This is a genomic window from Streptomyces sp. NPDC057743, assembly GCF_042798755.1.
In the GTDB taxonomy this organism is placed as follows: Bacteria; Actinomycetota; Actinomycetes; order Streptomycetales; family Streptomycetaceae; genus Streptomyces.
This window is the reverse complement of the sequence record NZ_JBHVJX010000056.1, coordinates 1-24,509: the sequence shown is the minus strand read 5'-3', so window position 1 is coordinate 24,509 and position 24,509 is coordinate 1. Positions and strand designations below refer to the sequence as shown.

At 71.1% G+C, this 24,509-nt stretch carries 20 protein-coding genes and 2 pseudogenes; 16 read left to right on the top strand and 6 right to left on the bottom strand.

Annotated features, from left to right (window positions below; translation table 11 throughout):
- Nucleotides 1–6 precede the first annotated feature (6 nt).
- From ACFVFQ_RS35895 to ACFVFQ_RS35885, 3 genes are all read left to right on the top strand, one after another.
- Nucleotides 7–1,380, top strand: coding sequence for an aldehyde dehydrogenase family protein (locus tag ACFVFQ_RS35895; protein WP_383424418.1), 1,374 nt, complete (start codon nt 7–9; stop codon nt 1,378–1,380).
- A gap of 32 nt (nt 1,381–1,412) precedes the next feature.
- Nucleotides 1,413–2,213, top strand: coding sequence for a 3-oxoacyl-ACP reductase (locus tag ACFVFQ_RS35890; protein WP_383424416.1), 801 nt, complete (start codon nt 1,413–1,415; stop codon nt 2,211–2,213).
- A 78-nt stretch (nt 2,214–2,291) separates the two neighbouring features.
- Complete coding sequence (locus ACFVFQ_RS35885) at nt 2,292–3,632, top strand: haloacid dehalogenase-like hydrolase (protein WP_383424414.1); 1,341 nt, start codon at nt 2,292–2,294, stop codon at nt 3,630–3,632.
- Nucleotides 3,633–3,663: 31 nt separating this feature from the next.
- Here ACFVFQ_RS35885 and ACFVFQ_RS35880 read toward each other — a convergent pair whose 3' ends face one another.
- A complete protein-coding gene (locus tag ACFVFQ_RS35880) occupies nt 3,664–4,920 on the bottom strand; it encodes an amino acid deaminase/aldolase (RefSeq protein WP_383424412.1) in 1,257 nt (418 codons plus the stop codon).
- A 215-nt stretch (nt 4,921–5,135) separates the two neighbouring features.
- On the opposite strand from ACFVFQ_RS35880, the gene ACFVFQ_RS35875 reads away from it, so the two are divergent.
- The 4 genes from ACFVFQ_RS35875 (at nt 5,136) to ACFVFQ_RS35860 (ending at nt 9,404) form a co-directional block, all read left to right on the top strand.
- Nucleotides 5,136–6,407 (top strand): hypothetical protein, encoded by a 1,272-nt coding sequence (locus ACFVFQ_RS35875; protein ID WP_383424410.1) that lies wholly within the window; start codon nt 5,136–5,138, stop codon nt 6,405–6,407.
- Nucleotides 6,404–7,573 (top strand): type VII secretion-associated serine protease mycosin, encoded by a 1,170-nt coding sequence (gene mycP / locus ACFVFQ_RS35870; protein WP_383424408.1) that lies wholly within the window; start codon nt 6,404–6,406, stop codon nt 7,571–7,573. Before ACFVFQ_RS35875 ends, mycP begins: the two co-directional genes overlap by 4 nt.
- Nucleotides 7,574–7,802: 229 nt before the next feature.
- The gene (locus tag ACFVFQ_RS35865) at nt 7,803–8,534 is read left to right on the top strand and encodes an SseB family protein (protein ID WP_383424406.1); all 732 of its coding nucleotides are present in this window, start codon (nt 7,803–7,805) and stop codon (nt 8,532–8,534) included.
- Between the two features lie 102 nt (nt 8,535–8,636).
- Nucleotides 8,637–9,404, top strand: coding sequence for an aquaporin (locus ACFVFQ_RS35860; RefSeq protein WP_383424404.1), 768 nt, complete (start codon nt 8,637–8,639; stop codon nt 9,402–9,404).
- A gap of 71 nt (nt 9,405–9,475) precedes the next feature.
- Here the strand turns inward: ACFVFQ_RS35860 and ACFVFQ_RS35855 are convergent, their stop codons facing one another.
- Complete coding sequence (locus ACFVFQ_RS35855; protein WP_383424401.1) at nt 9,476–9,865, bottom strand: DUF1844 domain-containing protein; 390 nt, start codon at nt 9,863–9,865, stop codon at nt 9,476–9,478.
- A 325-nt stretch (nt 9,866–10,190) separates the two neighbouring features.
- Here ACFVFQ_RS35855 and infC point away from each other — a divergent pair, with 325 nt between their 5' ends.
- The 9 genes from infC to ACFVFQ_RS35810 all read left to right on the top strand — a co-directional run bounded on the left by infC (nt 10,191) and on the right by ACFVFQ_RS35810 (nt 19,873).
- Nucleotides 10,191–10,877: a translation initiation factor IF-3 gene (gene infC, locus ACFVFQ_RS35850; protein WP_383424399.1), complete on the top strand. Its 687-nt coding sequence runs from the start codon at nt 10,191–10,193 to the stop codon at nt 10,875–10,877.
- Between the two features lie 123 nt (nt 10,878–11,000).
- Nucleotides 11,001–11,195, top strand: coding sequence for a 50S ribosomal protein L35 (rpmI, locus tag ACFVFQ_RS35845; protein ID WP_016576627.1), 195 nt, complete (start codon nt 11,001–11,003; stop codon nt 11,193–11,195).
- 107 nt (nt 11,196–11,302) lie between these two features.
- Entirely contained in the window at nt 11,303–11,689 is a 387-nt protein-coding gene (gene rplT / locus ACFVFQ_RS35840; protein WP_274916763.1) for a 50S ribosomal protein L20, read from the top strand.
- A gap of 139 nt (nt 11,690–11,828) precedes the next feature.
- Nucleotides 11,829–12,692: a TrmH family RNA methyltransferase gene (locus tag ACFVFQ_RS35835; protein ID WP_383424396.1), complete on the top strand. Its 864-nt coding sequence runs from the start codon at nt 11,829–11,831 to the stop codon at nt 12,690–12,692.
- Nucleotides 12,693–12,766: 74 nt separating this feature from the next.
- Complete coding sequence (locus ACFVFQ_RS35830) at nt 12,767–13,891, top strand: ATP-binding protein (protein ID WP_383424394.1); 1,125 nt, start codon at nt 12,767–12,769, stop codon at nt 13,889–13,891.
- A gap of 200 nt (nt 13,892–14,091) precedes the next feature.
- A complete protein-coding gene (gene pheS, locus ACFVFQ_RS35825) occupies nt 14,092–15,222 on the top strand; it encodes a phenylalanine--tRNA ligase subunit alpha (protein WP_383424392.1) in 1,131 nt (376 codons plus the stop codon).
- Complete coding sequence (pheT, locus tag ACFVFQ_RS35820; RefSeq protein WP_383424390.1) at nt 15,222–17,747, top strand: phenylalanine--tRNA ligase subunit beta; 2,526 nt, start codon at nt 15,222–15,224, stop codon at nt 17,745–17,747. Before pheS ends, pheT begins: the two co-directional genes overlap by 1 nt.
- A gap of 209 nt (nt 17,748–17,956) precedes the next feature.
- Complete coding sequence (locus ACFVFQ_RS35815; protein WP_383424388.1) at nt 17,957–19,294, top strand: transcriptional regulator; 1,338 nt, start codon at nt 17,957–17,959, stop codon at nt 19,292–19,294.
- Between the two features lie 48 nt (nt 19,295–19,342).
- The gene (locus ACFVFQ_RS35810) at nt 19,343–19,873 is read left to right on the top strand and encodes an NUDIX hydrolase (protein ID WP_383424386.1); all 531 of its coding nucleotides are present in this window, start codon (nt 19,343–19,345) and stop codon (nt 19,871–19,873) included.
- Nucleotides 19,874–19,945: 72 nt separating this feature from the next.
- Here ACFVFQ_RS35810 and ACFVFQ_RS35805 read toward each other — a convergent pair.
- The 4 genes and pseudogenes from ACFVFQ_RS35805 to ACFVFQ_RS35790 form a co-directional block, all read right to left on the bottom strand.
- Nucleotides 19,946–20,362 (bottom strand): annotated as a pseudogene (locus tag ACFVFQ_RS35805) (transposase); the annotation flags it as partial.
- Between the two features lie 29 nt (nt 20,363–20,391).
- Entirely contained in the window at nt 20,392–22,314 is a 1,923-nt protein-coding gene (locus tag ACFVFQ_RS35800; RefSeq protein WP_383424384.1) for a tyrosine-type recombinase/integrase, read from the bottom strand.
- A gap of 584 nt (nt 22,315–22,898) precedes the next feature.
- On the bottom strand, nt 22,899–24,197 hold the full coding sequence (locus tag ACFVFQ_RS35795) for a tyrosine-type recombinase/integrase (RefSeq protein WP_383424382.1): 1,299 nt from the start codon (nt 24,195–24,197) through the stop codon (nt 22,899–22,901).
- Nucleotides 24,198–24,256: 59 nt separating this feature from the next.
- A pseudogene (locus ACFVFQ_RS35790) lies at nt 24,257–24,509 on the bottom strand (transposase); the annotation flags it as partial.

The window sequence follows — 24,509 nt, the reverse complement described above, 5'->3', positions numbered from 1 at the left end:
ACGCCCGTGCTGCAAGAGTTGACCATCCTCAACCCGGCGACCGAGGAGGTGGTGGCCACCGTCCCCACCACCCCGCCCGCCGAGGTCGACGCGGCCGTCCGCCGGGCCGCCGCCGCCCAGGAAGTCTGGGCCGCGCTGGCCCCCGGCGACCGGGCCCGGCTGCTGCGCCGGTTCGCCGACGCCGTCGACGCCCAGATCGAATCGCTGGCCCAACTGGAGCTGCGCGAGGCCGGCCACCCGTTGGGCAACGCCCGCTGGGAGGCGGGCAACGTCCGCGACCTGCTGCACTACGCGGCCGGGGGAGTGGAGCGCCTGACGGGGCATCAAATCCCGGTGCCGGGCGGGCTGAACCTCACCCTCCAGGAACCGCTCGGCGTGGTCGCCGTCATCGCCCCCTGGAACTTCCCGATGCCGATCGCCGCCTGGGGCACCGCCCCCGCCCTCGCGGCCGGCAACGCCGTCCTCCTCAAGCCCGCCGAGACCACCCCGCTCACCGCCCTCAGGCTCGCCGAACTCGCCCTGGAAGCCGGCCTCCCCGAGCACCTCTTCCAGGTCCTGCCCGGCGAGGGCGCGGTCACCGGCAGCGCCCTGGTCGACCACCCCGGCGTCGCCAAGGTCGTCTTCACCGGCTCCACCGCCACCGGCCGGCGGATCGCCACCCAGTGCGCCGCGCAGACCAAGCGGCTCACCCTCGAACTCGGTGGCAAGAGCCCCAACATCGTCTTCGCCGACGCCGACCTGGAGGCCGCCGCGGCCGCCGCCCCCGGCTCCTTCCTCGACAACACCGGCCAGGACTGCTGCGCCCGCAGCCGCATCCTGGTCCAACGCAGCGTCTACGACCGCTTCCTGGGCCTGCTGGAGCCCGCGGTCAAGGCGTTCACCGCCGGCGACCCGGCCGACCCCGCGACCCAGATGGGCCCGCTGATCTCCGCCGCCCAGCGCGACCGGGTCCGCTCCTACGTCACCGAGGACGCGCCGGCCGCCATCCGCGGCGCGGCCCCCACCGGCAAGGGCTTCTGGTACCCGGCCACCGTCCTGGAGGGCCGCCCCGAGGACCGCACCGCCGTCGAGGAGATCTTCGGCCCCGTGGCCGTGGTCATGCCCTTCGACGACGAGGCCGACGCCGTCCGGCTCGCCAACGCCACCGACTACGGCCTGGCCGGCTCCCTGTGGACCCGCGACGTCGGCCGCGCGCTGCGCATGGCGCGCGCCGTCGCCGCCGGCAACCTCTCGGTCAACTCGCACAGCGCGGTGCGCTATTGGACCCCGTTCGGCGGCTTCAAGCAGTCCGGCCTCGGCCGCGAACTGGGCCCGGACGCGCTGACGCCCTTCACCGAGACCAAGAACGTCTTCCTCGCCACCGAGCCGGCCGGCTCGTGATCCGCACCGTCACCACCCACTAGGAGAGCCACGTGACCGACCAGACCGCCGTGTGCCGCCGCCTCGTCGGCCGTACCGCCGTGATCACCGGAGCCGGCAGCGGCATCGGCCTGGCCACCGCCCGCCGGTTGGCCTCCGAGGGCGCGAACGTCGTCTGCGCCGACATCGACGAGACGGCCGGCAAGGCCGCCGCCGAGGAGGTCGGCGGCACCTTCGTCCAGGTCGACGTCACCGACGCGGAGCAGGTCGAGGCGCTCTACAAGACCGCCTACGACACCTACGGTTCGGTGGACATCGCCTTCAACAACGCCGGGATCTCGCCGCCCGACGACGACTCCATCCTGACCACCGGCCTCGACGCCTGGAAGCGCGTCCAGGAGGTCAACCTCACCTCGGTCTACCTCTGCTGCAAGCACGCACTGCCCTACATGCAGCGGCAGTTCGAGCAGACCGGGCGCGGCGGCTCCATCATCAACACCGCCTCCTTCGTGGCCGTGCTGGGCGCCGCCACCTCGCAGATCAGCTACACCGCCTCCAAGGGCGGCGTGCTGGCGATGTCCCGCGAACTGGGCGTGCAGTTCGCCCGCGAGGGCATCCGGGTCAACGCGCTCTGCCCGGGGCCGGTCAACACCCCGCTGCTCAAGGAGCTGTTCGCCAAGGACCCCGAGCGGGCCGCGCGCCGCCTGGTGCACGTCCCGGTCGGCCGGTTCGCCGAGCCCGAGGAGATCGCCTCCGCGGTCGCCTTCCTCGCCAGCGACGACTCCTCGTTCGTCAACGCCGCCGAGTTCCTCGTCGACGGAGGCATCGCGGGCGCCTATGTGACCCCCTTGTAAGCTTCCATGATCAATATCGGGACCGGCACCCCCGGGTGCCGGTCCCGCCGTGCTTCCCCCTTTGACCACGGAGGACACTTGACCGCCCGCCCCCGCCGGCTGCTGGCCCAGGTCCTGGCCGGCGCCGCCGCGCTCGCCGCCCTCACGGCCACCGCGCCGGCCACCGCCGCCACCCCCGCCAAGGCCCCGGCCCGCACCACCTGCCCGCAGCTCTCCAAGGACCTGCCCTGGTACGGCGACAACCGCGCCAAGCTCCAGAAGATGATCGACGAGCGCGGCACCTGCTCGGACGCCCACCCGTCGCCCGACCACCACCCCGGCCGGATGCGCTCCGCGCAGCCCCTCTCGATCGGCCCCCGCCCCGTCGCCGCCTTCGACTGGGACAACACCGTCGTCAAGAACGACATCACCGACGCGACGCTGGCCTGGATGCTCCGGCACGACAAGGTGCTTAGGCCCAAGAGCTGGCGGGACACCAGCCCCTGGCTGACCGCCGCCGCCGACCGCGCGCTGACCCGCGCCTGCGGCACCGGCCGCGCCGGCCGCCCGCTGCCCACGTCCACCCGCGCCGCCTGCGCCGACGAGATCATGGAGATCCGCGGCGAGGGGAAGACCATGAGCGGCGCCGCCGCCTTCGCCGGCACCTGGAACCACCGCCGCACGGTCCCCCAATACGCCTGGGTCCCCCAGCTCTTCGCCGGCCTGAAGCCCGCCACCCTCACCCGGTACGCCAAGCGGGCCCGTGCCGAGAACCTCGCCGCGCCGATCGGCGCCCAACAGACCGTCGGCACCCACAAGTTGGCCGGCTACATCCGCTACTACCCGCAGCAGAAGGACCTGATCCGCACGCTCAAGGCCGCCGGCTTCGACGTCTACATCGTCTCCGCGTCCTCCGAGACCCTCGCCGAGGCGTGGTCCGGCGGCGTCGGCCTGGACGCCGCGCACACCATCGGCATCCGCAGCCGCCTGCACCACGGCAGGTTCACCACCCGCCTCGCCGGCTGCGGCGACGTCAAGGACGGCCCCGGCGAGGCCATCCCGTACATCGACGGCAAGCGCTGCTTCATCAACCAGGAGATCTACGGCATCAAGGGCGCCGAGGCGTGGCGCAAGCAGGACCCCGCGCACCGCATCGCGCTGGGCGGCGGCGACGCCACCACCGACGTCACCTTCGTCGGCGACGCCACCGGCGCCCACCTGGCCATCAACCGCAACAAGGACGAGCTGATGTGCCGCGGCTACGACGACGCCGACGGCCGCTGGGTGGTCAACCCGATGTTCATCGACCCGCTGCCCCGCAAGTCCGGCGCCTACCCCTGTGCCACCAAGGGCTACACCAACACCGACGGCTCCCTCGGCCCGGTCCGCCGCCCCGACGGCACCGTCGTCGCCGACCAGCGGGACACCATCCACGGTTGACCCGTGCCGCGCCCCGGGCGAGGGCCGCGCCTCACAGGAAGGTGCGGCCCTCGCCCCGGTACGTCGGCACCGTCGCCACCACCCGATCGCCCTCGACCAGGTGCAACCGCGCGAACCGCTCGCACAGTTCGCCCGCCTTGGCATGCCGGAACCACACCTTGTCGCCGACCGCCAGCCCGTCCGCCGCCGCCCCCAGCAGCGGCGTCTGCACCTCGCCAGGACCCTCCTGCGGGTCGTAGCGCAGCCCGGCCGGCAGATACGGCTCCGGCAGCCGGTCCGCCCCGGCCACCCCCGACGCCGGATAGCCGCCGCCCAGCACCGTGACGACCCCGGGCCCGGGACGCCGCACCACCGGCTGGGCGAACAGCGCCGCCGGACGCCCGCGGAACGACCGGAAGTTGTCGAACAGCCGCGGCACATACAGCCCCGAGCCCGCCGCGATCTCGGTGACCGCCGCCTCCGCCGCGGTGTGCTGCACGCTCCCCGTCCCCCCGCCGTTGACGAACTCCAGCCGCGGCGCCACCTGCCGCACCGCCCGCACGGCCGCCCACCGCCGCTGCGCCAACTCCCGTCGGGCCGCCGCCTGCATCACCCGGATCGTCCGCGAACGCACCGGCCGCCCCGCGACCTCGTCGCCCACCCCCGCCACATGTCCCTCGTAGGCCATCAGCCCCACCAGCCGGAAACCGGGGCGGCGCACCACCGCCCGGGCCAGCGCGGCGAGTTGCTCCGGGTCCCGCAGCGGCGAGCGCCGGGCCCCGACCCGCACCCGCCCGCCCAACAGCCGGTACGAGGTGTCCAGTTCCAGACAGATGCGGACCTCCGCGCCGCTGCCCGGACCGCCCGGGCGGGCCGCGTCGATCAGATCGAGCTGCGCCGGATCGTCGGCCATCACCGTCACCGCCGCCGCCGACCCGGGATCGCCGACCAGCTCGGCGAAGCCGGCCCGGTCCGCCGACGGGTACGCCAGCAGCACGTCCGGGAAGCCGGATTGGGCCAGCCACAGCGACTCGGCGAGCGTGAAGCTCATGATCCCGGCGAAGCCGTCGCGCGCCAGCACCCGCTCCAACAGCGCCCGGCAGCGCACCGACTTGCTCGCCACCCGGATCGGCTTCCCCTTCGAACGGCGCACCAGATCGGCGGCGTTGGCGTCGAAGGCGGCCAGGTCGACCACGGCCAGCGGCGCGTCGAGGGCGGCGGTGGCCCGGTCGAGCGGGGTCCGTCCGGAGCTGGGCGCCCGGGGAGCGGGGGCGGTGGCGGCATGCGCATCGGTGAAGAGCGGGGACATGGCCCGCAGCCTGCCAGACGCCGCTACCCCTGGTAAGGGGACGAACCGCGCCGGAAGTGACGTCGGAGCGCGCGGGGGTTGGAGCGGCGACCCGGGCAGCCCTTAAAGTGGCTCGACACCGCAACCAGCAGGTCAGCGGCGTGTTGTCCGGATACGAACCACCCTGCCCCGATTGCTTGTCGGGTCCGGGGCACACCGTGCGAGGGGGAGCGCTGGTGAGCGCCGACGCCGATTACGCCGATGCTCCGCGCATCCCACCCATACCCCCGCGCCCGCCGCACCGCCCCGCCGGGCCCGCCCCCGACGAGGACCCCAAGACCACCGTCCTGCGCCCGGTCCCCGCCGAACCCGCCGAGCCCCCCGCCACCCGTCGGCCGCTCCCCGCCGAGACCACCCCGGCCCCCGAGCCGTCCCCGGCCCCCGCCGCCCCGACGCCCAAGCCCACCGCGGCCCCCACTGAGCCACCCCGGCCGACGACCCCGCCGGCCGCCCCGCCCCGCCCCCGTACGGAGCCGCCCGCCGCCCCGCCGCCGCCCGCCGGCGCCCCCCGCTCGTTCCGCGACACCGCCGCCTTCCACCTCGCCCACAGCGCGGCCCTGTGGGACGACGCCCGCGACCGCGCCGCCCACCCCGAGCCCCCGCCCGCCCCCGGCCCGCCGTCAACTCCCGCCCACCCCACCGGAGTCGAAGCGGAACCGCGCCGCCCGCTGGCCGACCGCCTGCCCGGCAACCGCGTCGTGGCCGCGGCCGTCTCCCTGGTCCTCGGCATCGGCCTGATCGCCGGCGCCGCGGCCGGCAGCTGGCTCACCGACGCCCCCGCCAAGCGCACCCCGACCCCCGAGGCCGTCTTCGCCAAGGGCCTAAACGCCTGGCGCAACACCCCCGTCGACACCCTCTTCCCCCGCACCGTCGAGGGCCTGGCCGCCGGCCCCGGCGGCGCCGACCGCACCTGGATCCGGATCGCGGTCGCCCCCGACACCGGCTGCACCCCCGCCACCGAGGGCCCGCTCGCCAAGGAACTCGCCTCGGCCGGCTGCGCCCGCCTGCTCCGCGCCACCTACGTCGACGCCACCCGCACCGGCGTCATCACCGTCGGCGCCCAGACCACCAAGGCCGACCGGTCCGGAATGATGGACCTCAACGCCCGCTTCAGCACCAACGACCTGGCCACCCGCAGCGCCCTGATGCCGCTGCCGCTGGCTGCCAAGGGCACCGCCGCCGAGGACTTCGGCCCCGCCCAGCGCGCCAGTTGGACGATCCGGGTCCTCACCGACGTCCCGGTCGTGGTCTACGCCGTCTCCGGCTTCGCCGACGGCCGCGAGATCGCCGACCCGCAGCCCGCCGACGCCGCCGTCCAACCGGGCACCACCACCGCCCCCGCCGAGGCCGGCCTCGGCCACGACGCCAAGGGCCTCGCGGACAAGATCAGCACGACCTTCCGCACCGCGTCCGGCCTCCCCGCGCAGCCCACGGAGCAAGCCCCATGACCAAGTCCGCGCTGCGCACCGCGGCCGTCGCCCTGACTTCCGCCGCGCTGGCCGTCCTGCCGTCCCTCCCCGCCCGCGCCGACACCCTCCGCGCCCAGGAGTGGGGCCTGGCGGCCATCCACGCCCAGGACGCCTGGGGGACCACCAAGGGCGCCGGCATCACCGTCGCCGTCCTGGACACCGGCGTGGACGCCGACCACCCCGACCTCACGGGCCAGGTGCTGCCCCAGAAGGACCTCGTCGGCTTCGGCGCCCGCCCCGGCGACGACACCTATGCCCAGCACGGCACCGGCATGGCCAGCGTCATCGCCGGCCACGGCCACGGCGCCGGCCGCTCCGACGGCGTCCTCGGTGTCGCCCCCGAGGCCAAGATCCTGCCCGTCCGCGTGATCCTGGAGGACCACGACCCCGAGCGCCGCCGGGCCCGCGACCAGAAGGCCGGCGCCCTCGCCGACGGCATCCGCTGGGCCGCCGACCACGGCGCCGACGTGATCAACATGTCCCTCGGCGACGACAGCGAGACCGCCCACCCCGACTCCCGCGAGGACGCCGCCATCCAATACGCCCTGGGCAAGGGCATCCCCGTCGTCGCCTCCGCCGGCAACGGCGGCCTCAAGGGCAACCACGTCTCCTACCCCGCGGCCTACCCCGGCGTCATCGCCGCCACCGCCATAACCCACCTGGACGCCCGCGCGCCCTTCTCCACCCGCCACTGGTACGCCACGGTCAGCGCCCCCGGCTACGACATCCTCATGGCCGACCACGGCACCGGCTACGTCTCCGGCTGGGGCACCAGCCCCGCGGCCGCCTTCGTCTCCGGGGCCGTCGCGCTGATCCGCTCCGCGCACCGCGACCTCAGCCCGAACCAGATCCGCGACCTGCTCACCAGCACCGCGCAGCACCGCCCCGAGGGCGGACGGGACGACGAGTACGGCGCGGGGCTCATCGACCCCGCCGCCGCGCTGACGGCCGCGGAGCGGCTCGCCCCAACACCCCAGAAACCGGCCCCCGTTGGCTACCCCCACCGGTACTTCGGCCCCGGCCCGGTCGCCGATCCCGACGACGACACCCCCGTCAACTGGATCCCCTGGGCCCTCGGCGCCACCGGCGTCGGACTCGTAGCAGTAGCGCTCTTCCTCTGGCGCCGATCCGCCGCGCTCGGCTGAGCCTTCCCACGTTGTTGGCTTTCCCGCCGTGGGGTGCTGTCTTTGCGCCTGCGGCGCGGGGCCGCTGCGCGGGGCTGTCGGGGTGCGGTGACGGACCTCCGGGGCGGGTGTGCAGGACTGCTTCGCTTTACGTCCTGCCCACCCGCCCCTCCGGCCCGTCCCCTCCCGTGGGTGGGTGGTTGAGGGGGCGGTGGGGGGTGTTGTTCGTGGGCGCGGATAGGGTCGCTGGGTGGAGAAGAACATTCCGAATCCCGGTTTTGCGGACGACGACGGGTCTGCCGACCCCGCGCTGGCGGCGGCGCTCGCGGCGTACGGGGCGGATCGCGGTGCCGAAGGCCCCCTGCTGACCGCCCTGGCCGAGGCCCGCGTTCTGGTGCCGGTGGTGGCGGTGCTCGGGGAGGTCGAGACCGGGCCCGACGGGCTGCGGCGGGAGAAGACCAGCGACATGGCGGTGCCGACGCTCAGCGCACCGGACGGCCGTCGCGCCCTTCCGGCGTTCACGTCCATGGAGACGCTCCAGCGCTGGCGGCCGGACGCCCGACCGGTCGCGGTCCCGATGCGGCAGGCGCTGCTGGCCGCCGCCCACGAGCAGGCCGACACCGTCGTGATCGACCTGGCCGGACCGGTCACCTACCAGCTGACCGGCGCCGCACTGCGGGCCCTCGCCGAGGGCCGGACCAGCGCCGACCCGCTCGCCGACCCCGCCGTCACCGAGGCGCTGCGCGCCCTCCTCGACGCCGAACCCGCGGTCCACCTCGCGCACCTGACCCCGTCCGCGGAGACCGACGGCACCCTCGCCCTCGGCCTCGCGCCCGGCACCGACCCCGCCGAGGCCGCCCAGCGGCTCGCCCAGGCGCTCGCCGGCGACGAGACGCTCCGCGCCCGGCTGGTCCGCGGCCTCGACCTGGCCCTTCTCCCGCCCGGTTCCGACGCCCCGGGGGAGCCCCTCTACCGACGCTGATCCACCGGGATACGAGTCCGGCGCCGCCCGCTTCCAACGGGCGGCTTCGTGCCGCGGGCCGCACAATGCGAGGAGAGCTCAAGATCCACGCGAGGAGAGCCCATGGAGACCACGGAGACCCGCACGGTCGTATCCGAATTCCTCGGCACGCTGCTCCTGGTGTTCTTCGCCGTCGGCGCGGCAGTGCTGGCCGGCGAATACATCGGCACCTTCGGCATCGCCCTGGCCTTCGGATTCGTCATGCTGGCACTTGCCTACGCCCTCGGCCCGATCTCGGGCTGCCACATCAACCCCGCGGTGACGCTCGGCATGCTGCTGGCCAAGCGCATCACGGTCCGCACCGCCGTCGAGTACTGGATCGCGCAGATCCTCGGCGGCATCGTCGGCGCAGCCCTGCTCTTCCTGGTCGCCAAGCAGGTACCGGGCCTACAGACCCACGGGGCCTTCGGCACCAACGGCTGGGGCGACCGCTCGGCGGTGCACATCAACCTCGGCGGCGCCTTCGTGGCCGAGATCGTGATGACGTTCCTGTTCGTCTTCGTGGTGCTCTCCGTCACTCACCGCGTGGCCGTGGCGGGCTTCGGCGGCCTGGCAATCGGTATCGCCCTGGGCCTGGTCTACCTCTTCGGCATCCCGCTGGACGGCACCTCGGTGAACCCGGCGCGGTCCCTGGGCCCGGCGATCTTCGCGGGCGGCGCGGCCATCACCCAGGTATGGCTGTTCATCGTCGCGCCCCTGATCGGCGGCGCGATCGCGGCGGCGGTCCACCAGGTCACCCACCCCCCGCAGGAGCCGGTCACCACCGCCGACCAGGCCGCCAGCGGCGAGCCGACCACGCCGGACCAGCCGGCCCCCGGCGACCGCGTCTGACCCACGGTCTCCGTACGCATACGACGACGAGCCCCGGCCGGGATGCGGCCGGGGCTCGTCGTCGCGGTGCGTCAGCCGTAGACGGGGCCGGTGTACTTCTCGCCGGGGCCCTGGCCCGGCTCGTCCGGGACCACCGACGCCTCGCGGAAGGCCAGTTGGAGCGACTTCAGGCCGTCCCGCAGCGGCGCCGCGTGGTACGAGCCGATCTCGGTGGCGCTCGCGGTGACCAGCCCGGCCAGCGCGTGGATCAGCTTGCGGGCCTCGTCCAGGTCCTTGTGGTCCGCGCCCTCCTCGGCGAGACCGAGGTTGACCGCCGCCGAGCTCATCAGGTGCACCGCGACCGTGGTGATCACCTCGACCGCCGGCACCTCCGCGATGTCCCGGGTCATGGTCTCGAAGTCGGGCCGCGCCTGGCCGGCGGTCTCCGCGGCGGCCGGCTGCTGGGGGATCTGCTCGCTCATGTGCTGGGGTTTCACTTCCTGCTGGAGGGGTCTCCTCCAGACTAGGACCCCCGCCCGTCGGCCCCGCGCCCGGGAGCGCCCGAGGCCGGGACGGCCCCATGCACAGGAGTGGGGTCACCCTCTTGACTCGTGTATTCTGGTGTTCCGACCGGCCGGACACGCATGTGACCGGCCCACAAGTGGAGGCTCCGATCTCCCACCCGACCGATCTCAGGTTGGCGGGTCAACGGTCTGGCTGCGCCCCGCGAGACATCGCGGCGGTGCTCCTGATCTCGTGGAGCCCCGCCTGTGTCCCGTCCGGGGCATTTTTCGTGTGCCGGCGCGGTTGGTCACACCGAACAGACGTTACGCGGCAGTCCGCCAGGCCGTCGCGTGGTGCTACCGAGGAGGATCCATCAGCGCCGAGCCCCGCATCAACGACCGGATTCGCGTCCCCGAGGTGCGACTCGTCGGTCCCAGTGGCGAGCAGGTCGGCATTGTGCCGCTTGCCAAGGCCCTGGAGCTTGCGCAGGAGTACGACCTCGACCTGGTCGAGGTGGCGGCGAACGCCCGTCCGCCGGTCTGCAAGCTCATGGACTACGGAAAGTTCAAGTACGAGTCGGCCATGAAGGCCCGTGAGGCGCGCAAGAACCAGGCGCACACGGTCATCAAGGAGATGAAGCTCCGGCCGAAGATCGACCCGCACGACTATGACACCAAGAAGGGTCACGTCGTCCGGTTCCTCAAGCAGGGTGACAAGGTCAAGATCACGATCATGTTCCGTGGTCGCGAGCAGTCCCGGCCCGAGCTGGGCTTCCGACTGCTCCAGCGGCTCGCGGAGGACGTCCAGGACCTCGGCTTCATCGAGTCGAATCCGAAGCAGGACGGCCGGAACATGATCATGGTCCTCGGTCCGCACAAGAAGAAGACCGAGGCGATGGCCGAGGCCCGCGAGGCGCAGGCTGCCCGCAAGGCGGAGCGCCAGGGTGTGGCTCCCGCGGAGGAGCCCGCTGAGGAGCACGCCGAGGCGTGAGCTCTTGGGTGAGCTGCCCCGGATCCAGGCCGGGGCACCAGCCCCGGAACAATCGACACATCTGACGCTCCCGCATGCCGGTCTCCGCCGGTGGGAGCGCCACTGACGAGGAGAGTACGGCGCATGCCGAAGAACAAGACGCACAGCGGTGCCAGCAAGCGCTTCAAGGTCACTGGCTCCGGCAAGGTGCTGCGCGAGCGCGCAGGCAAGCGCCACCTGCTTGAGCACAAGTCGTCCCGCGTGACGCGTCGCCTCACCGGCAACGCCGAGATGGCCCCGGGCGACGCCGCGAAGATCAAGAAGCTTCTCGGCAAGTGAGCCGGGGCGCTCCGCCACGTGAGCGGAGCGCGCCGACCGGACCGGGACCCAACGTCGATTCGGGTCGTGTGACGATCAACCACGGCCCCGCTACAAGGAGTTAACAAGTGGCACGCGTCAAGCGGGCAGTCAACGCTCAGAAGAAGCGCCGGGCGATCCTGGAGCAGGCCAGCGGCTACCGCGGCCAGCGCTCCCGCCTCTACCGCAAGGCCAAGGAGCAGGTCACCCACTCCTTCGTCTACAACTACAACGACCGCAAGAAGCGCAAGGGCGACTTCCGTCAGCTGTGGATCCAGCGCATCAACGCCGCTGCCCGCGCCAACGGCATGACCTACAACCGCTTCATCCAGGGTCTGAAGGCCGCCAACGTCGAGGTGGACCGCAAGATCCTCGCCGACCTGGCCGTGAACGACGGCAACGCGTTCGCCGCGCTGGTCGAGGTCGCGCAGAAGGCGCTGCCGAGCGACGTCAACGCCCCGAAGGCTGCCGCCTGAGGCTCAGCCTGACAGCGCACTGACGTCGGCAAGACGTCGGGATTGCGGACCCGCGGGCCCCGGCCTGCGGGTCCGCCGCGTTTCCGGGCCCGGTCCGCGCCGGGTCCCCGCACCGATCGAAAGAAGCGAGCCGCCGCCCATGGGCACCCCCGAGCTGATCTCCCCGCGTTCCCCGCGAGTCGCCGCCGCCCGGCGGCTGGCCCGGCGCCATTTCCGGGGCAAGGAACGCCGGTTCATCGCCGAGGGCCCGCAGGCCGTCCGCGAGGCCGTCGCGCACCGCGCCGGCGGATCGCCCACCCTCATCGAGCTGTTCGCCACCGTCGAGGCCGCCGAGCGGCACGCCGAGATCGTCGAGTCGGCGCGCGCTGCCGGGGTGCCGGTGCACTTCGCCGACGACAAGACCGTCGCGGACGTCTCGCAGACCGTCACCCCGCAGGGGCTGGTCGGCGTCTGCCGGTTCCTGGACTCGCCGTTCGAGGAGATCCTGGCCGCCCGCCCGCAACTGGTCGCGGTGCTGGCCAACGTCCGCGACCCCGGCAACGCCGGTACGGTGCTGCGCTGCGCGGACGCCGCGGGCGCCGACGCGGTGGTGCTGACCGACGCCTCGGTGGACCTCTACAACCCCAAGTCGGTGCGGGCGTCGGTGGGTTCGCTGTTCCACCTGCCGGTCGCGGTGGGCGTGCCGGTCGAGCAGGTGGTGTCCGGGCTGTCGGGCGCCGGGGTGCGGGTGCTGGCCGCGGACGGGGCCGGCGACCGCGATCTGGACGCGGAGTTGGACGCCGGCTCGATGGGCGGGCCGACCGCCTGGCTCTTCGGCAACGAGGCGTGGGGGCTGCCCGAGGAGACCCGCGCGCTGGCCGACGCGGTGGTGCGGGTGCCGATCCACGGCAAGGCCGAGAGCCTCAACCTCGCGACCGCCGCCGCGGTGTGCCTCTACGCGTCCGCGCGCGCCCAGCGCACGACCGGCGGCTGCCGCGCGACGTCACCCGCGGGAGGGGCGTAGTCGCGATCCCGACGGTGGGGCCGGGCCGAGCTAGTAGTGTGACCAGCTCCGGCCCGGAAGGGGGTAACAGGGCGATGACGGCGAGGACTTCGGCCAGTGCGGCGACCGCTGCCGACGGCGGGCCCGAGGCGTCCGGCGTGGTCGCGGGGCCGCTCGGGGTGGCGCCCGACGACCTCCCCGACGGCCTAGTCGTCGCCGACGAGGACGGCCGGGTGATCTGCTTCAACGCCGCCGCCGCCCGGATCACCGGGATCGCCGCGCCGGACGCGCTGGGCCGGCCGGTGGGGGACGCGCTGCCGCTCCAGGACCTGGAGGGCCGTCGGTGGTGGCAAGTGACGGACCCGTACGGGGGGTTGGCCATCCGCCGCGGGCAGCCGGAGCGGAACCTGTTGTTGGGCGGGCGGGAGGTGCTGGTCTCCGCGCGCTATGTGCGCAGTCGGCCGGCCGGGCCGGTGCGGCGGCTGGTGATCGCGCTGCGCGGCACCGAGGCCCGGCGGCGCACCGAGCTGAGCCACGCCGAGCTGATCGCCACCGTCGCCCACGAGCTGCGCTCGCCGCTGACCTCCGTCAAGGGGTTCACCGCCACCCTCCTCCAGAAGTGGGAACGCTTCACCGACGACCAGAAGCGGCTGATGCTGGAGACGGTGGACGCCGACGCCAACCGCGTCACCCGGCTCATCGCCGAGCTGCTGGACATCTCCCGGATCGACTCCGGGCGGTTGGAGGTCCGTCGGCAGCGGGTCGACATGATCGCCGCGGTGCGGCGGCACGTGCAGGCGCAGACCACCGCGGGCCAGCGGCCGGACCGTTTCCTGATCCGGATGATGGAGCCGCTGCCCGACCTGTGGGCGGACCCGGACAAGGTGGACCAGGTGCTCGGCAACCTCCTGGAAAACGCGGTGCGCCACGGCGACGGAACGGTCACCATCGAGGTCGGACCGGCGAAGGACACCAGCGGGGGGAAGGGGACGAGCGTCACCGTGAGCGACGAGGGACCCGGCATCCCGGAGGAGTCGATGAGCCGCGTGTTCACCCGTTTCTGGCGGGGCAGCAAGCGCGGCGGCACCGGACTCGGCCTCTACATCGTCAAGGGCATCGTCGAGGCCCACGGCGGCACGATCACGGTCGGCCGGGCCCCGGCCGGCGGCGCCCAGTTCCGATTCAGCCTGCCCGTCGCGGCGCCGGCCTTCCTGGCGTGAAGAGGGGGACGCGAAGCGTCGGACAGGGGTGGTGGCCGGGCGACGGGCGGGCGCGGCGGGCGCCCCGACCGAGGGGCGGGTGGCCCGCCCCTTAGACTTGACCTTTGGCACCTTTGGCGCACAGGCATCGCGGACACGCGGGCGCAGAGCCGAGGCGAAGCGAGCCGCGCCAAGCCACACCACCGGAAGCACGGGAAGAGATGTCCGCACCCAATAAGTCGTACGACCCTGTCGAGGTCGAAGCCCTGAAACCGGAAGAGATCGCCCGACGGGTCGACGAGGCGCTGGCCGCCATCGCCGCCGCGGGTGACCTCGACGCGCTCGCCCAGGCGAAGACCGCGCACGCCGGGGGCACCTCGCCGCTGGCGCTCGCCAACCGCGAGATCGGCGCCCTCCCGCCGCAGGCCAAGGCGGACGCCGGCAAGCGCGTCGGCCAGGCCCGCGGGCGGGTCAACCAGGCGCTCAAGGCCCGTCAGGAGGAACTGGAGGCGGAGCGCGACGCCCGCGTCCTGGTCGAGGAGGCGGTGGACGTCACGCTGCCGTACGACCGGGTCCCGGCCGGCGCCCGGCACCCGCTGACCACCTTCATGGAGCGGGTCGCGGACGTCTTCGTCGCGATGGGCTACGAGGTCGCCGAGGGCCCCGAGGTCGAGGCCGAGTGGTTCAACTTCGACGCCCTGAACTTCGTGCCGGACCACCCGGCGCGCCAGATGCAGGACACCTTCTTCGTGAAGGCCAACGGCGCCGAGGCCGACTCGGCCGAGTCGGGCGTGGTGCTGCGCACCCACACCTCGCCGGTGCAGGCCCGCACGCTGGTCGACCGCGAGCCGCCGGTCTACGTCGTCTGCCCGGGGCGGGTCTACCGCACCGACGAGCTGGACGCCACGCACTCCCCGGTGTTCCACCAGATCGAGCTGCTCGCCGTCGACGAGGGCCTGACCATGGCGGACCTCAAGGGCACCCTGGACCACATGGTCCAGGCGCTGTTCGGCCCGGACATGAAGACCCGGCTGCGGCCGAACTACTTCCCGTTCACCGAGCCGTCCGCCGAGATGGACATGGTCTGCTACGTCTGCCGCGGCGCGTCCGTGGGCAACCCGGACCGGCCGTGCCGCACCTGCTCCAGCGAGGGCTGGATCGAGCTGGGCGGCTGCGGCATGGTCAACCCCAAGGTGCTGATCGCCTGTGGTGTGGACCCCGAGAAGTACAGCGGTTTCGCCTTCGGGTTCGGAATCGACCGGATGCTGATGTTCCGGCACAACGTGGAAGACATGCGCGACATGTTCGAGGGCGACGTCCGGTTCACCCGGCCGTTCGGGATGGAGATCTGATGCGGGTCCCGCTTTCTTGGCTGCGGGAATACGTCGACCTGCCGGCGGCGACGACCGGCCGTGACGTGCAGGAGAAGCTCATCGGCGTCGGCCTGGAGGTCGAGACCGTCGAGCAGCTCGGCGCCGGCCTCAGCGGCCCGCTGGTCGTCGGCCAGGTGCTGACCATCGAGGAGTTGGAGGGCTTCAAGAAGCCGATCCGCTTCTGCACGGTGGACGTCGGCCAGGCCAACGGCACCGGCGAGCCGCAGGAGATCGTCTGCGGTGCGCGGAACTTCGCGGTCGGCGACAAGGTCGTGGTCGTCCTCCCCGGCGCCGTGCTGCCCGGCGACTTCAAGATCTCCGCCCGCAAGACCTACGGCAAGAAGTCGCACGGCATGATCTGCTCCGGCGACGAGCTGGGCATGGGCGACGACGGCAGCCACGGCATCATCGTGCTGCCGCCGGAGACTGAGGTGGGCACTGACGCGATCGAGCTGCTGGAGCTCCGCGACGAGGTGCTGGACATCGCCGTCACCCCGGACCGCGGCTACTGCCTGTCGATGCGCGGGGTGGCCCGCGAGGCGGCCATCGCCTTCGGCCTGCCGCTGCGCGACCCGGCGCTGCTGGACGTGGCGCCGCCGAACGCCGGCGGTTACCCGGTCCAGGTCGCCGACCCGATCGGCTGCGACCGCTTCACCGCCCGTACGGTCAGCGGTCTGGCCCCGGAGGCCCGCACCCCGATCTGGATGCAGCGCCGGCTGCAGAAGGCCGGCATGCGCCCGGTCTCGCTGGCCGTGGACGTCACCAACTACGTGATGCTGGAGCTGGGTCAGCCGCTGCACGCCTACGACCGGGCGACCGTCGACGGCCCGATCGGTGTCCGCCGCGCCACCCCCGGCGAGGAGCTGGTCACCCTCGACGGCACCAAGCGGGTGCTGGACGGCGAGGACCTGGTCATCACCGACAACCGCGGCCCCATCGGGCTGGCGGGCGTGATGGGCGGCGCCAACACCGAGATCGCGGCGCCGACCGCCGACCCGGAGTCCGGCCAACTGCACGGCACCACCGACGTGGTGATCGAGGCCGCGCACTTCGACGCGATCTCCATCGCCCGCACCGCCCGCCGTCACCGGCTCTCCTCCGAGGCCGCCAAGCGCTTCGAGCGCGGGGTGGACCCGGAGGCGGCATCCGCGGCGGCGCAGCGCACCGTGGACCTGCTGGTGCTGCTCGCCGGCGGCACCGTCGAGGACGGCGTCACCGAGATCGTCTCGCCGCGCGGGCCGCGCACCGTCAGCATCCCCGCGGACCACCCGGACAAGGTCGCGGGTGTCGCCTACGGCCGGGAGACCGTCGTCCGCCGCCTCCAGCAGGTCGGCTGCGACGTCTACGGCCAGGACGAGCTGGTGGTCACGGTGCCGTCGTGGCGCCCCGACCTCAGCGACCCCAACGACCTGGCCGAGGAGGTCATTCGGCTGGAGGGCTACGAGAACCTGCCCTCCACGCTGCCGCTGCCGCCGGCCGGCCGCGGGTTGACGGAGCGTCAGCGCCTGCATCGCCGGGTCGGCCGCGCGCTGGCCGGCGCCGGCTACGTCGAGGCGCTGAACTACCCGTTCACCGGCTCGGCCGTCCTGGACCAGCTCGGCATCGAGGCGGACGACCCGCGGCGGGACGCGGTCACGTTGGTGAACCCGCTCTCGGACGAGGAGCCGGACCTCCGCACCACCCTGGTCCCCGGGCTGTTGGGCGCGCTGCGCCGCAACGTCGGCCGGGGCAACCACGACCTGGCGCTCTTCGAGACCGGTCCGGTGTTCCGGGCCACCGGTCAGGAGCAGCCGGCCCGCCGGCTGGTGGTCGACCGCCGGCCGACCGACGACGAGATCGCCTCGCTGGACGCCTCGCTGCCGCAGCAGCCGCGGCGGGCCGCCGTGGTGTTGGCCGGCGCGCGCGAGCAGGCCGGCTGGTGGGGCGAGGGCTACCCGACGAGCTGGGCGGACGCCATCGAGGCGGGCCGGATCGTGGCCCGTGAGGCGGGAGTTGAGCTGATCGTCCGTCAGGACCAGCACGCCCCGTGGCACCCCGGCCGGTGCGCGGCCTTGCTCGCGATGGTCGACGGCGAGGAGGTCCTCGTCGGCAACGCCGGTGAGCTGCACCCGCGGGTCGTCAAGGCGCTCGGTCTGCCCGAGCGCACCAGCGCGATGGAGATCGACCTGGACCGGCTGGAGCGGGCCTCGGCCGGCGCCCAGCAGGCGCCGCGGATCTCCACCTTCCCGGTCGCCACGCAGGATGTCGCGCTGATCGTCGACGCGTCGGTGGCGGCGGCGGACGTCGAGGCCGCCCTCCGGGCCGGCGCCGGCGAACTGCTGGAGTCGGTGCGGCTGTTCGACGTCTTCACCGGCGAGCAGGTGGGCGAGGGCAAGAAGTCCCTGGCGTACGCGCTGCGCTTCCGGGCGTCCGACCGGACGCTGACGGCCGAGGAGGCCACGGCGGCCCGGGACGCGGCGGTCGCCGTCGCGGTCGAGCGGGTGGGCGCGACCCTGCGCGGCTGACGCCCGGCCCATCGAGGCCCCGAACGGGCCCCCGTCCACGCTCCGCGGACGGGGGCCCGTCGCTTTCCGGCCACCCATAACTCGCCACAACCCACCCATACCCGACCCCGGGCGGGCCCGCGCCCCGCTCGTGGCCGCTTCACACCCCGTGTGAACTCCCCCTGATTACGCTGGACTTAAGGAGTCCTTACGTCCCTGGGGGGCGAGCCATGGAGCCCAACACCCTGCTCGACGCGATCTTGGACGAGGCCGGTATCTCGCACGCCGGGCTGGCGGCCCGGATCAACGAACTCGGGCGGCGGCGCGGGCTCGCGCTGCGCTACGAGCACACCGCCGTCGCGCGCTGGCTCAAGGGGCAGCGCCCGCGCGGCCAAGTGCCGGACCTGATCTGCGAGGTGCTCGGCGAGCGGCTGCGCCGGCCGGTGGGCCTGGGCGACATCGGGCTCAGCGGCCCGGGGGCGCGCCGGGCTCCGGACACCCCGCTGTCGGGGTTCGTCGAGCGGGCCACCGCGCTGTGGCGGTCCGACGAACAGCAGCGGCCGCACGTGGTCGCGGCGCCCGCGCTCACCGGTACGTCGGCGATCATCCCGGTCTGGGAGTGGGAGAACCCGCCGGAGGACTTCGACGTCTCGCGCGAGGGGCTGACCCGGGTCGGCATGGCCGACATCGAGATGCTCCGGGCGGCGCGGACCCACTACGAGCAGATGTACCGGAAGGCGGGTGGTATCGCTACCAGAACACGCATCGTCGGATTCCTCAACGCCGAGGCGGCGCCGCTGCTGCGGGGCAGCTACAGCGATGCGACGGGGCGTCAACTGCACCGGGCCACCGGTGGGTTGGTGGCCGTCGCGGGCATCTGCGCGTACGACTCGGACGCTCTCGGGCTGGCCCAGCGCTACTTCCATCAGGCGCTGCGGTTGGCCAAGGCCAGCGGGGACCGCGGTCTCGGCGCGTACATCATCGCGCTGCTGGTCAACCAGTCCCTCTTCGTACGGGAGTACCGCCAGGCGGTCGCCTTCGCGGAGGCCGCGCTGCGCACCGCCGGCGGGCAGCTCACTCCGGCGCTGTCGTCCGATCTCCATGCGATGCAGGCCAAGGCGTACGCGCGGCTGGGCGACGGCTCCGGCGCGCTGGACTGCATCCGACGGGCCGAGGCCGCGGCGGACCGGATCCGCCCCGGGATGGAGCCCGCCGAGACCGGCTATGTGCAGCCGGGCCTGGTGAACGTACAAGTGGCGGAGGCGCTGCTCAGCCTGGGGGACCTGCGGTCCGCCCGGGAGCAGGCGGACGCCGCCGTGGACACCCCCGCACACGACCGTGGCCGGGTTCACCGGCTGGCCATGCTCACCCATATCGAGCTGCGCCAAGGGGATGCGGACCGGGCCGTGGCCAATGCCGCGGAGATGACGGAGCAGGCTCGGGGCATGGAGTCGCAGCGCCTGCGGGACCGGCTGCGGGCCGTGCGCGAGCATCTGGCGGAGACCGGGAGCTCCGCGACGGACGAGGCTGCCGATCTCATCGACGAGGTGCTGCGCGTTCCGCTGTGACCGGGCTCGTGTCACCTTGCCGGCCCTCAAGCGGAAGGTGGCAGTTACGTGCGTTGGAACAACCTCAGCGAAAAGCCGGTCTACGCGAATCCCTGGTTCCGGGTCAACCTGGCCGATGTGGAGCTCCCCGACGGCCGTCATCTGGATCACTACCTGATCCGGATGCGGCCGGTCGCGGTGGCCACCGCGGTCAACGAGGCCAATGAGGTGCTGCTGTTGTGGCGGCACCGCTTCATCACCGACAGCTGGGGCTGGGAGCTGGCCGCCGGTGTCGTGGAGGACGGGGAGGACCCGGTCGTCGCGGCCGCGCGCGAGATGGAGGAGGAGACCGGGTGGCGACCCGGACCCCTCCACCACCTCCTCTCGGTGGAGCCGTCCAACGGCCTCACCGACGCGCGGCACCACATCTACTGGTCCGACAAGGCCGAGTACCTGGGCGTTCCGCAGGACGACTTCGAGTCGGACCGGCGGGAGTGGGTCGACCTCAAGCTGGTGCCCGACATGGTGGCGAGGGGGGAGGTGCCGGCCGCGAACATGGCCGCGGCCCTGCTGATGCTCCACCACATCCGGCTCGGCTGAGGCCGGCCGGGTCGGACCACTGCCGGGGCCTGTCCGATGGGGTCAGGGTCGGATAGGCCCTTAGCTTGTTTTTTAAGCTGTGCGCCGTGGTTTCGTACCGACTTTGTGGTGGGTTGGGCGGCTGTATGCCTGGCCCGTAGCAAGTGCTCTTCCCACCTCGTAACGCTGCGCCGGGCGTTGGTTCTTCGAGCCGGGCGGGCGTCCGGAGCCAGGTCGCGAAGGTTTCGGTGCACTGGTTGGGGAACCCGTCCGCGCGCGGAGGTTCCTGAACCCCCGCCTGACGCGGGCCGGTGTGAGTTTGTTCGGTGGGGCGGGCTTCTCCCACGGTCGGCGAAGGTCGCCGGACAGTGTTCGGGCGAGCCGGAGTTGGGTGTGTGCGGCGAGCACCAGCCACGTCCAGCGGTCCGCCGCAGCCGGATCGCGAAGCCGCGGTCTCACCCACCCGAGGGTCTGCTTGAGCGTCCGGAATGTGTGCTCAATGTCTTCTCTGAACTAAGCGAAAGCCCGGGAAGGGTTGATCATGCTGATGCCTCATTTCCCTCGGCGGAGATCACGGCCGCACCTCCACGAGCGTCGACGGTGCGGACAGCGAGCTCGCCAAGGTGGGGGATTCCGAGGAATACGGGTGCCTTCTTCTTCTCTTCTCGTGATTCGAGTTGAGAAATCTTCTCCTCGGCGGCAGCCAGACTGACAGAGAGTCCTTCAACTTCACCGAGCCATCCTTCACGTTCAGCCTCGGCGATTCTATCTTTGAGGTTCTCGCGGATCTCGACTAGCCGCGGCTTCTCATGCAGGTCGACTATGAGAACCGGGCAACGGACGCATGCATGTTCATGGATGCAGTCAGTTCCATAGGCGCGTCCGCATTCTCCCAGCGCGAGCTTTCTCCGCTCGAAGTGCGCAAGGAACTCTTGCCACTCATCCGGAGTGACTGCACGATATTCCTCGGCTGGCCTGAGGTTGCGGCGGCGAGCGATAAAGGCGCGGTGTGCTTCGATGGCCTCCGCTGTGTAGATCGCAGTGTATCCCATGGTGGTGTTGATGTTGCCGTGTCCTGCGATCACTTGGGCAATATGCGGTGGAAGGCCATTGAGGATGGCATCAGTGATGAAGATTCTGCGGAAGTCGTGGGGCTGGAACACCAAAGGCTCGCCAGAATTATCAGTGATTCCTGATGCTTCGAGCGTCTCGTTGAGGGATTCACGGATGGTCATCTCCGCGATCGGACGGCTCTCGTGACCCACAGTCCATTGGAAGAGGAGTGGCATAGGTGCATTCCAGATCCTCTCGTGCTGGTCGTAGTTGGGGATCGCCGGCACGGCACCGGTTGCATCTCGAACACGCGAGATGACGGCGCTGAGCACGTCTGCAAGCTCTGGACTGATGAGCAGAAGGCGTTCTTGGTCTGTCTTGGAGGGTGCGATTTGCAGGAGTGGGACAATCTCCCCACTGGGAAGTCTGTAGCTGATGATGCTGTGATGGCTGAGCTCCCGGAGCTCTTCAATCCGGATTCCTGTGTGACGGAGTATCTCGATGGTTGCCCATGCCCAGAATGCTCGTTTCTCCTCTGTTCCAAGATCTCGTCGGCGACCACGTGCATCGCGGGCGGCCACCGGCTGTCCGTCAGCGCGACTGGTGGCCTTGGGGGATGTGAAAGTTTCCCCGAGCGCTGTGAAAGTTGAACCGAGGGGCGCCGCATGCAGAGCGTCGAGACGGGCTTTGGCCTCCTTGAGTCGACGGTCAGCGACTCGAACGAGTGCCGGCAGGACGGGGAGTCGTTCCCTGGTGCGCTGGTCAGACTTGGATTTCTGTCGTGAGACGAGTTTCTTGACCGAACACTCGGCCTCGTTGATCGGGATGGGTGCGGCCCAGCGGCCCCACCGTTCCGGCTCTTCCAGGGCCCACTGGGCAATGTCCAGGTAGAACGCCCGCACTGCCATTTTGACGGCTGGTGTGCCAGAGCGAGGCTCGGAGATCTCGATAATGGTGCCATCCCGCTGCTTCTTTCGGACGGTCTTCGTTGCAAGCCGGGCTTTCCAAGCGGCACTGGTCTCAGTTGGCAGGTGGAGTGAGTTGATGCCGGGATGGTGTTGTTCGAGGTCGCCCCAGAATTGGCTGGCGAGCATCGATGAAAGGCGCTTGAGGTAGTTGTAGTCCAGCGTGGGTTGGCGCTCGGTGAGGTAGTCGACGATGAGGTCCCGGATAGGTTGACATCGCAGGTGGTAGCGGTCCACGAGTTCTGCTGGACTCACCTGTCCGGAACGGTTCTTTGTGTGACGCAGCGTTCCTGGTGCGTCTGCCGGGAACTGGCCGCGGTCGCGGAGCCAGGCATAGGCAAGGCGGACCCCCCGAGTGGTCCGGGTATCGCTGTTCGGCGCCTGCAGTCGCATCAGTAGGTCCCCAACGACGATGTCTTGGACCTTCCCCCCGAAGGCCGCCATGATTTGGGCAATCGCCCCTTGGGCCTCGGAAACGTGAGCGGTAGAACGGGCGGCAGCTGGGACACCCGCTTCCAATTGCGCGAATCCTTCGGGATCGCGTGCTGCCGCTATAGCCGGCCGCAGATATCTGGAGGCGTTCGTAGTGATCCAGGAAAGTTCTGGTCGGATGACATCTGCGCAGATTAGGGCCAGCAGCCCAGACTGGAGCGAGGCTTGGGAAGGGCTCCTGCCAATCGACAGACCCCACTCTCGGACCTTCTCGGACCACCCCTTTGGGGTGGCTGCAGCCGAGCTGGCCTGCCATCGCTCTTGCCAAGTATTGCCGGGGAACGTCTCCAGCCACAGAAGAAGCAACCGGGCCCCGACCGTCCGATTGCTCTGCGCGGACGCACTCGCGACCTTCAGAGGTGGCTTCTGAAGGCGTTCAAGTACCTGCTTCTTAGTTGCGGCACTATCGGGCCAAGAAGTAATCCGAGGCCGTGCCGGGAACTTCCGTTGCAGTGCCACTGATTCCGCCCCGGCCAGGGACCTGGTGGTCTGAACCGAGGCGATATTCGTTTCGGTCGTTGCGGAACTCGACACCGTCATGCGAGTGGTCCTCCAAACAGGATGTTGAGGGACTCAGGGCTGTAGCCTGGGGCCGGCAGGGAAGGTGGCGGGTTGTTCCGCTTGTGTTCTTGGCGGGCGAGGTGTGCAATCCCTGCTTCGATGACTTCATCTCTGCTGGGATTGATGTACTTCTGCAAGGTCGATTGGTACTTGTGACCGAGGATGTGCTGGACATAGGCCATGGACATCTCCGGGTCCTCAGTCATTCGAAAGGTGGCGGTGTGCCTGAGGTCGTGAAGGGTCCAGTTGGAGCCTAGGAGCGTGTTAGCGCGGACGAACATCGCGCGGGCGGCGTGATAGTTCAAGGATCGCCAAGGGCACCGCAATGTCCACCACAGCGGCAGGTCACGCCCTCGGGGGACACCTTTGCGCCAGGCTTCTTCTTGGTAGAGTCGAATCCAAACGAACGCATCCGGCGATGCGGGCAGTTGCTGGTAGATCCTGGTGCCTTTGCGGATTACGCCGATGAGTTGCTGCCCGGGAATCACGTCGCGCTGTCTGCTTGTGAGCAGTTCCTCTGAGCGAGCGCCGGTCGAGACCCAGGAGGCCAGCAGGGCACGGTCTCGGTGCGAGTGCAGGCCAGCGAAGACCTCGGTGTACTTGGCGTCCGGTATTCGCCGTGGAATCCGCTCAGGGACCTTGGGCCGATATCGGCCAGCCCGTTGGGACTTGAAGTTATCCATCGGATTGTGATGGGCGTTTGCCCTGCCGCGTCTGCGCGATCGATCCAGTGGGAATGGATTGATCAGCAGCGACCCGCTGTTGTTCTCCAGGTGGAAGCCGTAGAAGGTCCTTAGGACCGTCTCGCAATGGGCTTGAGTGGTGGCGGCATACTTCGTACCGATAGTCGGCTTCCCGGTCACGGGGTTCGGTGACCCCGGTGTTGGCTTGTTGGGATTGGGGCTCGAATCCGGTGTTTTCTCTGCAGAGTCCTGGCCGCGGCGGCGCCAGTGCACCCGAACGGGTTTGTTAGCGAGCTGCATCCACAGCATGAAGTCCCGAGCGTCTTCACGCGTGGCTCGGTCCCATTCAATCCCGAATACCCAGAGGAATCTCCACCAGCGCAGCAAGTCGTGACCGTACGAACGAAGCGTGGTCGCCGGGGAATCGGCTGCGAGTAGGTCCTTGAAGTACTCCGCGACCGGTTCGACAAGCTCTCCTGAAGGGCTCAGCAGCCGGTAAGGCTCCCACGGATTCCCTGTCTCAAGCAGCTGACCGATTTCAGGCAGGGCAAGGTTCGCTAGATCCCTCCCGGGACCACTTGGATCAAGCATGCCGGGAAGCTAGCAGAAGGGCCACTGACCTGCGAAAACGTCAGAGTTAGTTCAGTCAACACGTCGAATCTCCGAAGGAAGGACTGCCAGCAGCGATCGACGTCCGCTGCGGTGGCGCCGGTGCCCGACCACCACAGCCACACTGGCTTGTTCACCCCGCCGGACGGCAGCCTTTCCACGGCCAGGCGGATGACGGCCCCCTCGATGAGGGGCAACGGGCCAGCATGGTCGATCCAGGCGGCTCGGCGGGTCAACCGCGGGTGGAGCCGGTCCCATGCCCGTGCCGTCGCCGTGCCGTAGAGGCGGGTGTCG

Bases quoted from the DNA above. Each gene is read 5' to 3' on its own strand.
- ACFVFQ_RS35800 (WP_383424384.1), bottom strand. From the start codon at position 22,314: ATGGCGGCCTTCGGGGGGAAGGTCCAAGACATCGTCGTTGGGGACCTA.
- pheT (WP_383424390.1), top strand. From the start codon at position 15,222: ATGCGGGTCCCGCTTTCTTGGCTGCGGGAATACGTCGACCTGCCGGCG.
- rpmI (WP_016576627.1), top strand. From the start codon at position 11,001: ATGCCGAAGAACAAGACGCACAGCGGTGCCAGCAAGCGCTTCAAGGTC.
- ACFVFQ_RS35830 (WP_383424394.1), top strand. From the start codon at position 12,767: ATGACGGCGAGGACTTCGGCCAGTGCGGCGACCGCTGCCGACGGCGGG.
- ACFVFQ_RS35835 (WP_383424396.1), top strand. From the start codon at position 11,829: ATGGGCACCCCCGAGCTGATCTCCCCGCGTTCCCCGCGAGTCGCCGCC.
- mycP (WP_383424408.1), top strand. From the start codon at position 6,404: ATGACCAAGTCCGCGCTGCGCACCGCGGCCGTCGCCCTGACTTCCGCC.
- ACFVFQ_RS35795 (WP_383424382.1), bottom strand. From the start codon at position 24,197: ATGCTTGATCCAAGTGGTCCCGGGAGGGATCTAGCGAACCTTGCCCTG.
- ACFVFQ_RS35855 (WP_383424401.1), bottom strand. From the start codon at position 9,865: ATGAGCGAGCAGATCCCCCAGCAGCCGGCCGCCGCGGAGACCGCCGGC.
- ACFVFQ_RS35880 (WP_383424412.1), bottom strand. From the start codon at position 4,920: ATGTCCCCGCTCTTCACCGATGCGCATGCCGCCACCGCCCCCGCTCCC.
- pheS (WP_383424392.1), top strand. From the start codon at position 14,092: ATGTCCGCACCCAATAAGTCGTACGACCCTGTCGAGGTCGAAGCCCTG.
- ACFVFQ_RS35860 (WP_383424404.1), top strand. From the start codon at position 8,637: ATGGAGACCACGGAGACCCGCACGGTCGTATCCGAATTCCTCGGCACG.
- ACFVFQ_RS35815 (WP_383424388.1), top strand. From the start codon at position 17,957: ATGGAGCCCAACACCCTGCTCGACGCGATCTTGGACGAGGCCGGTATC.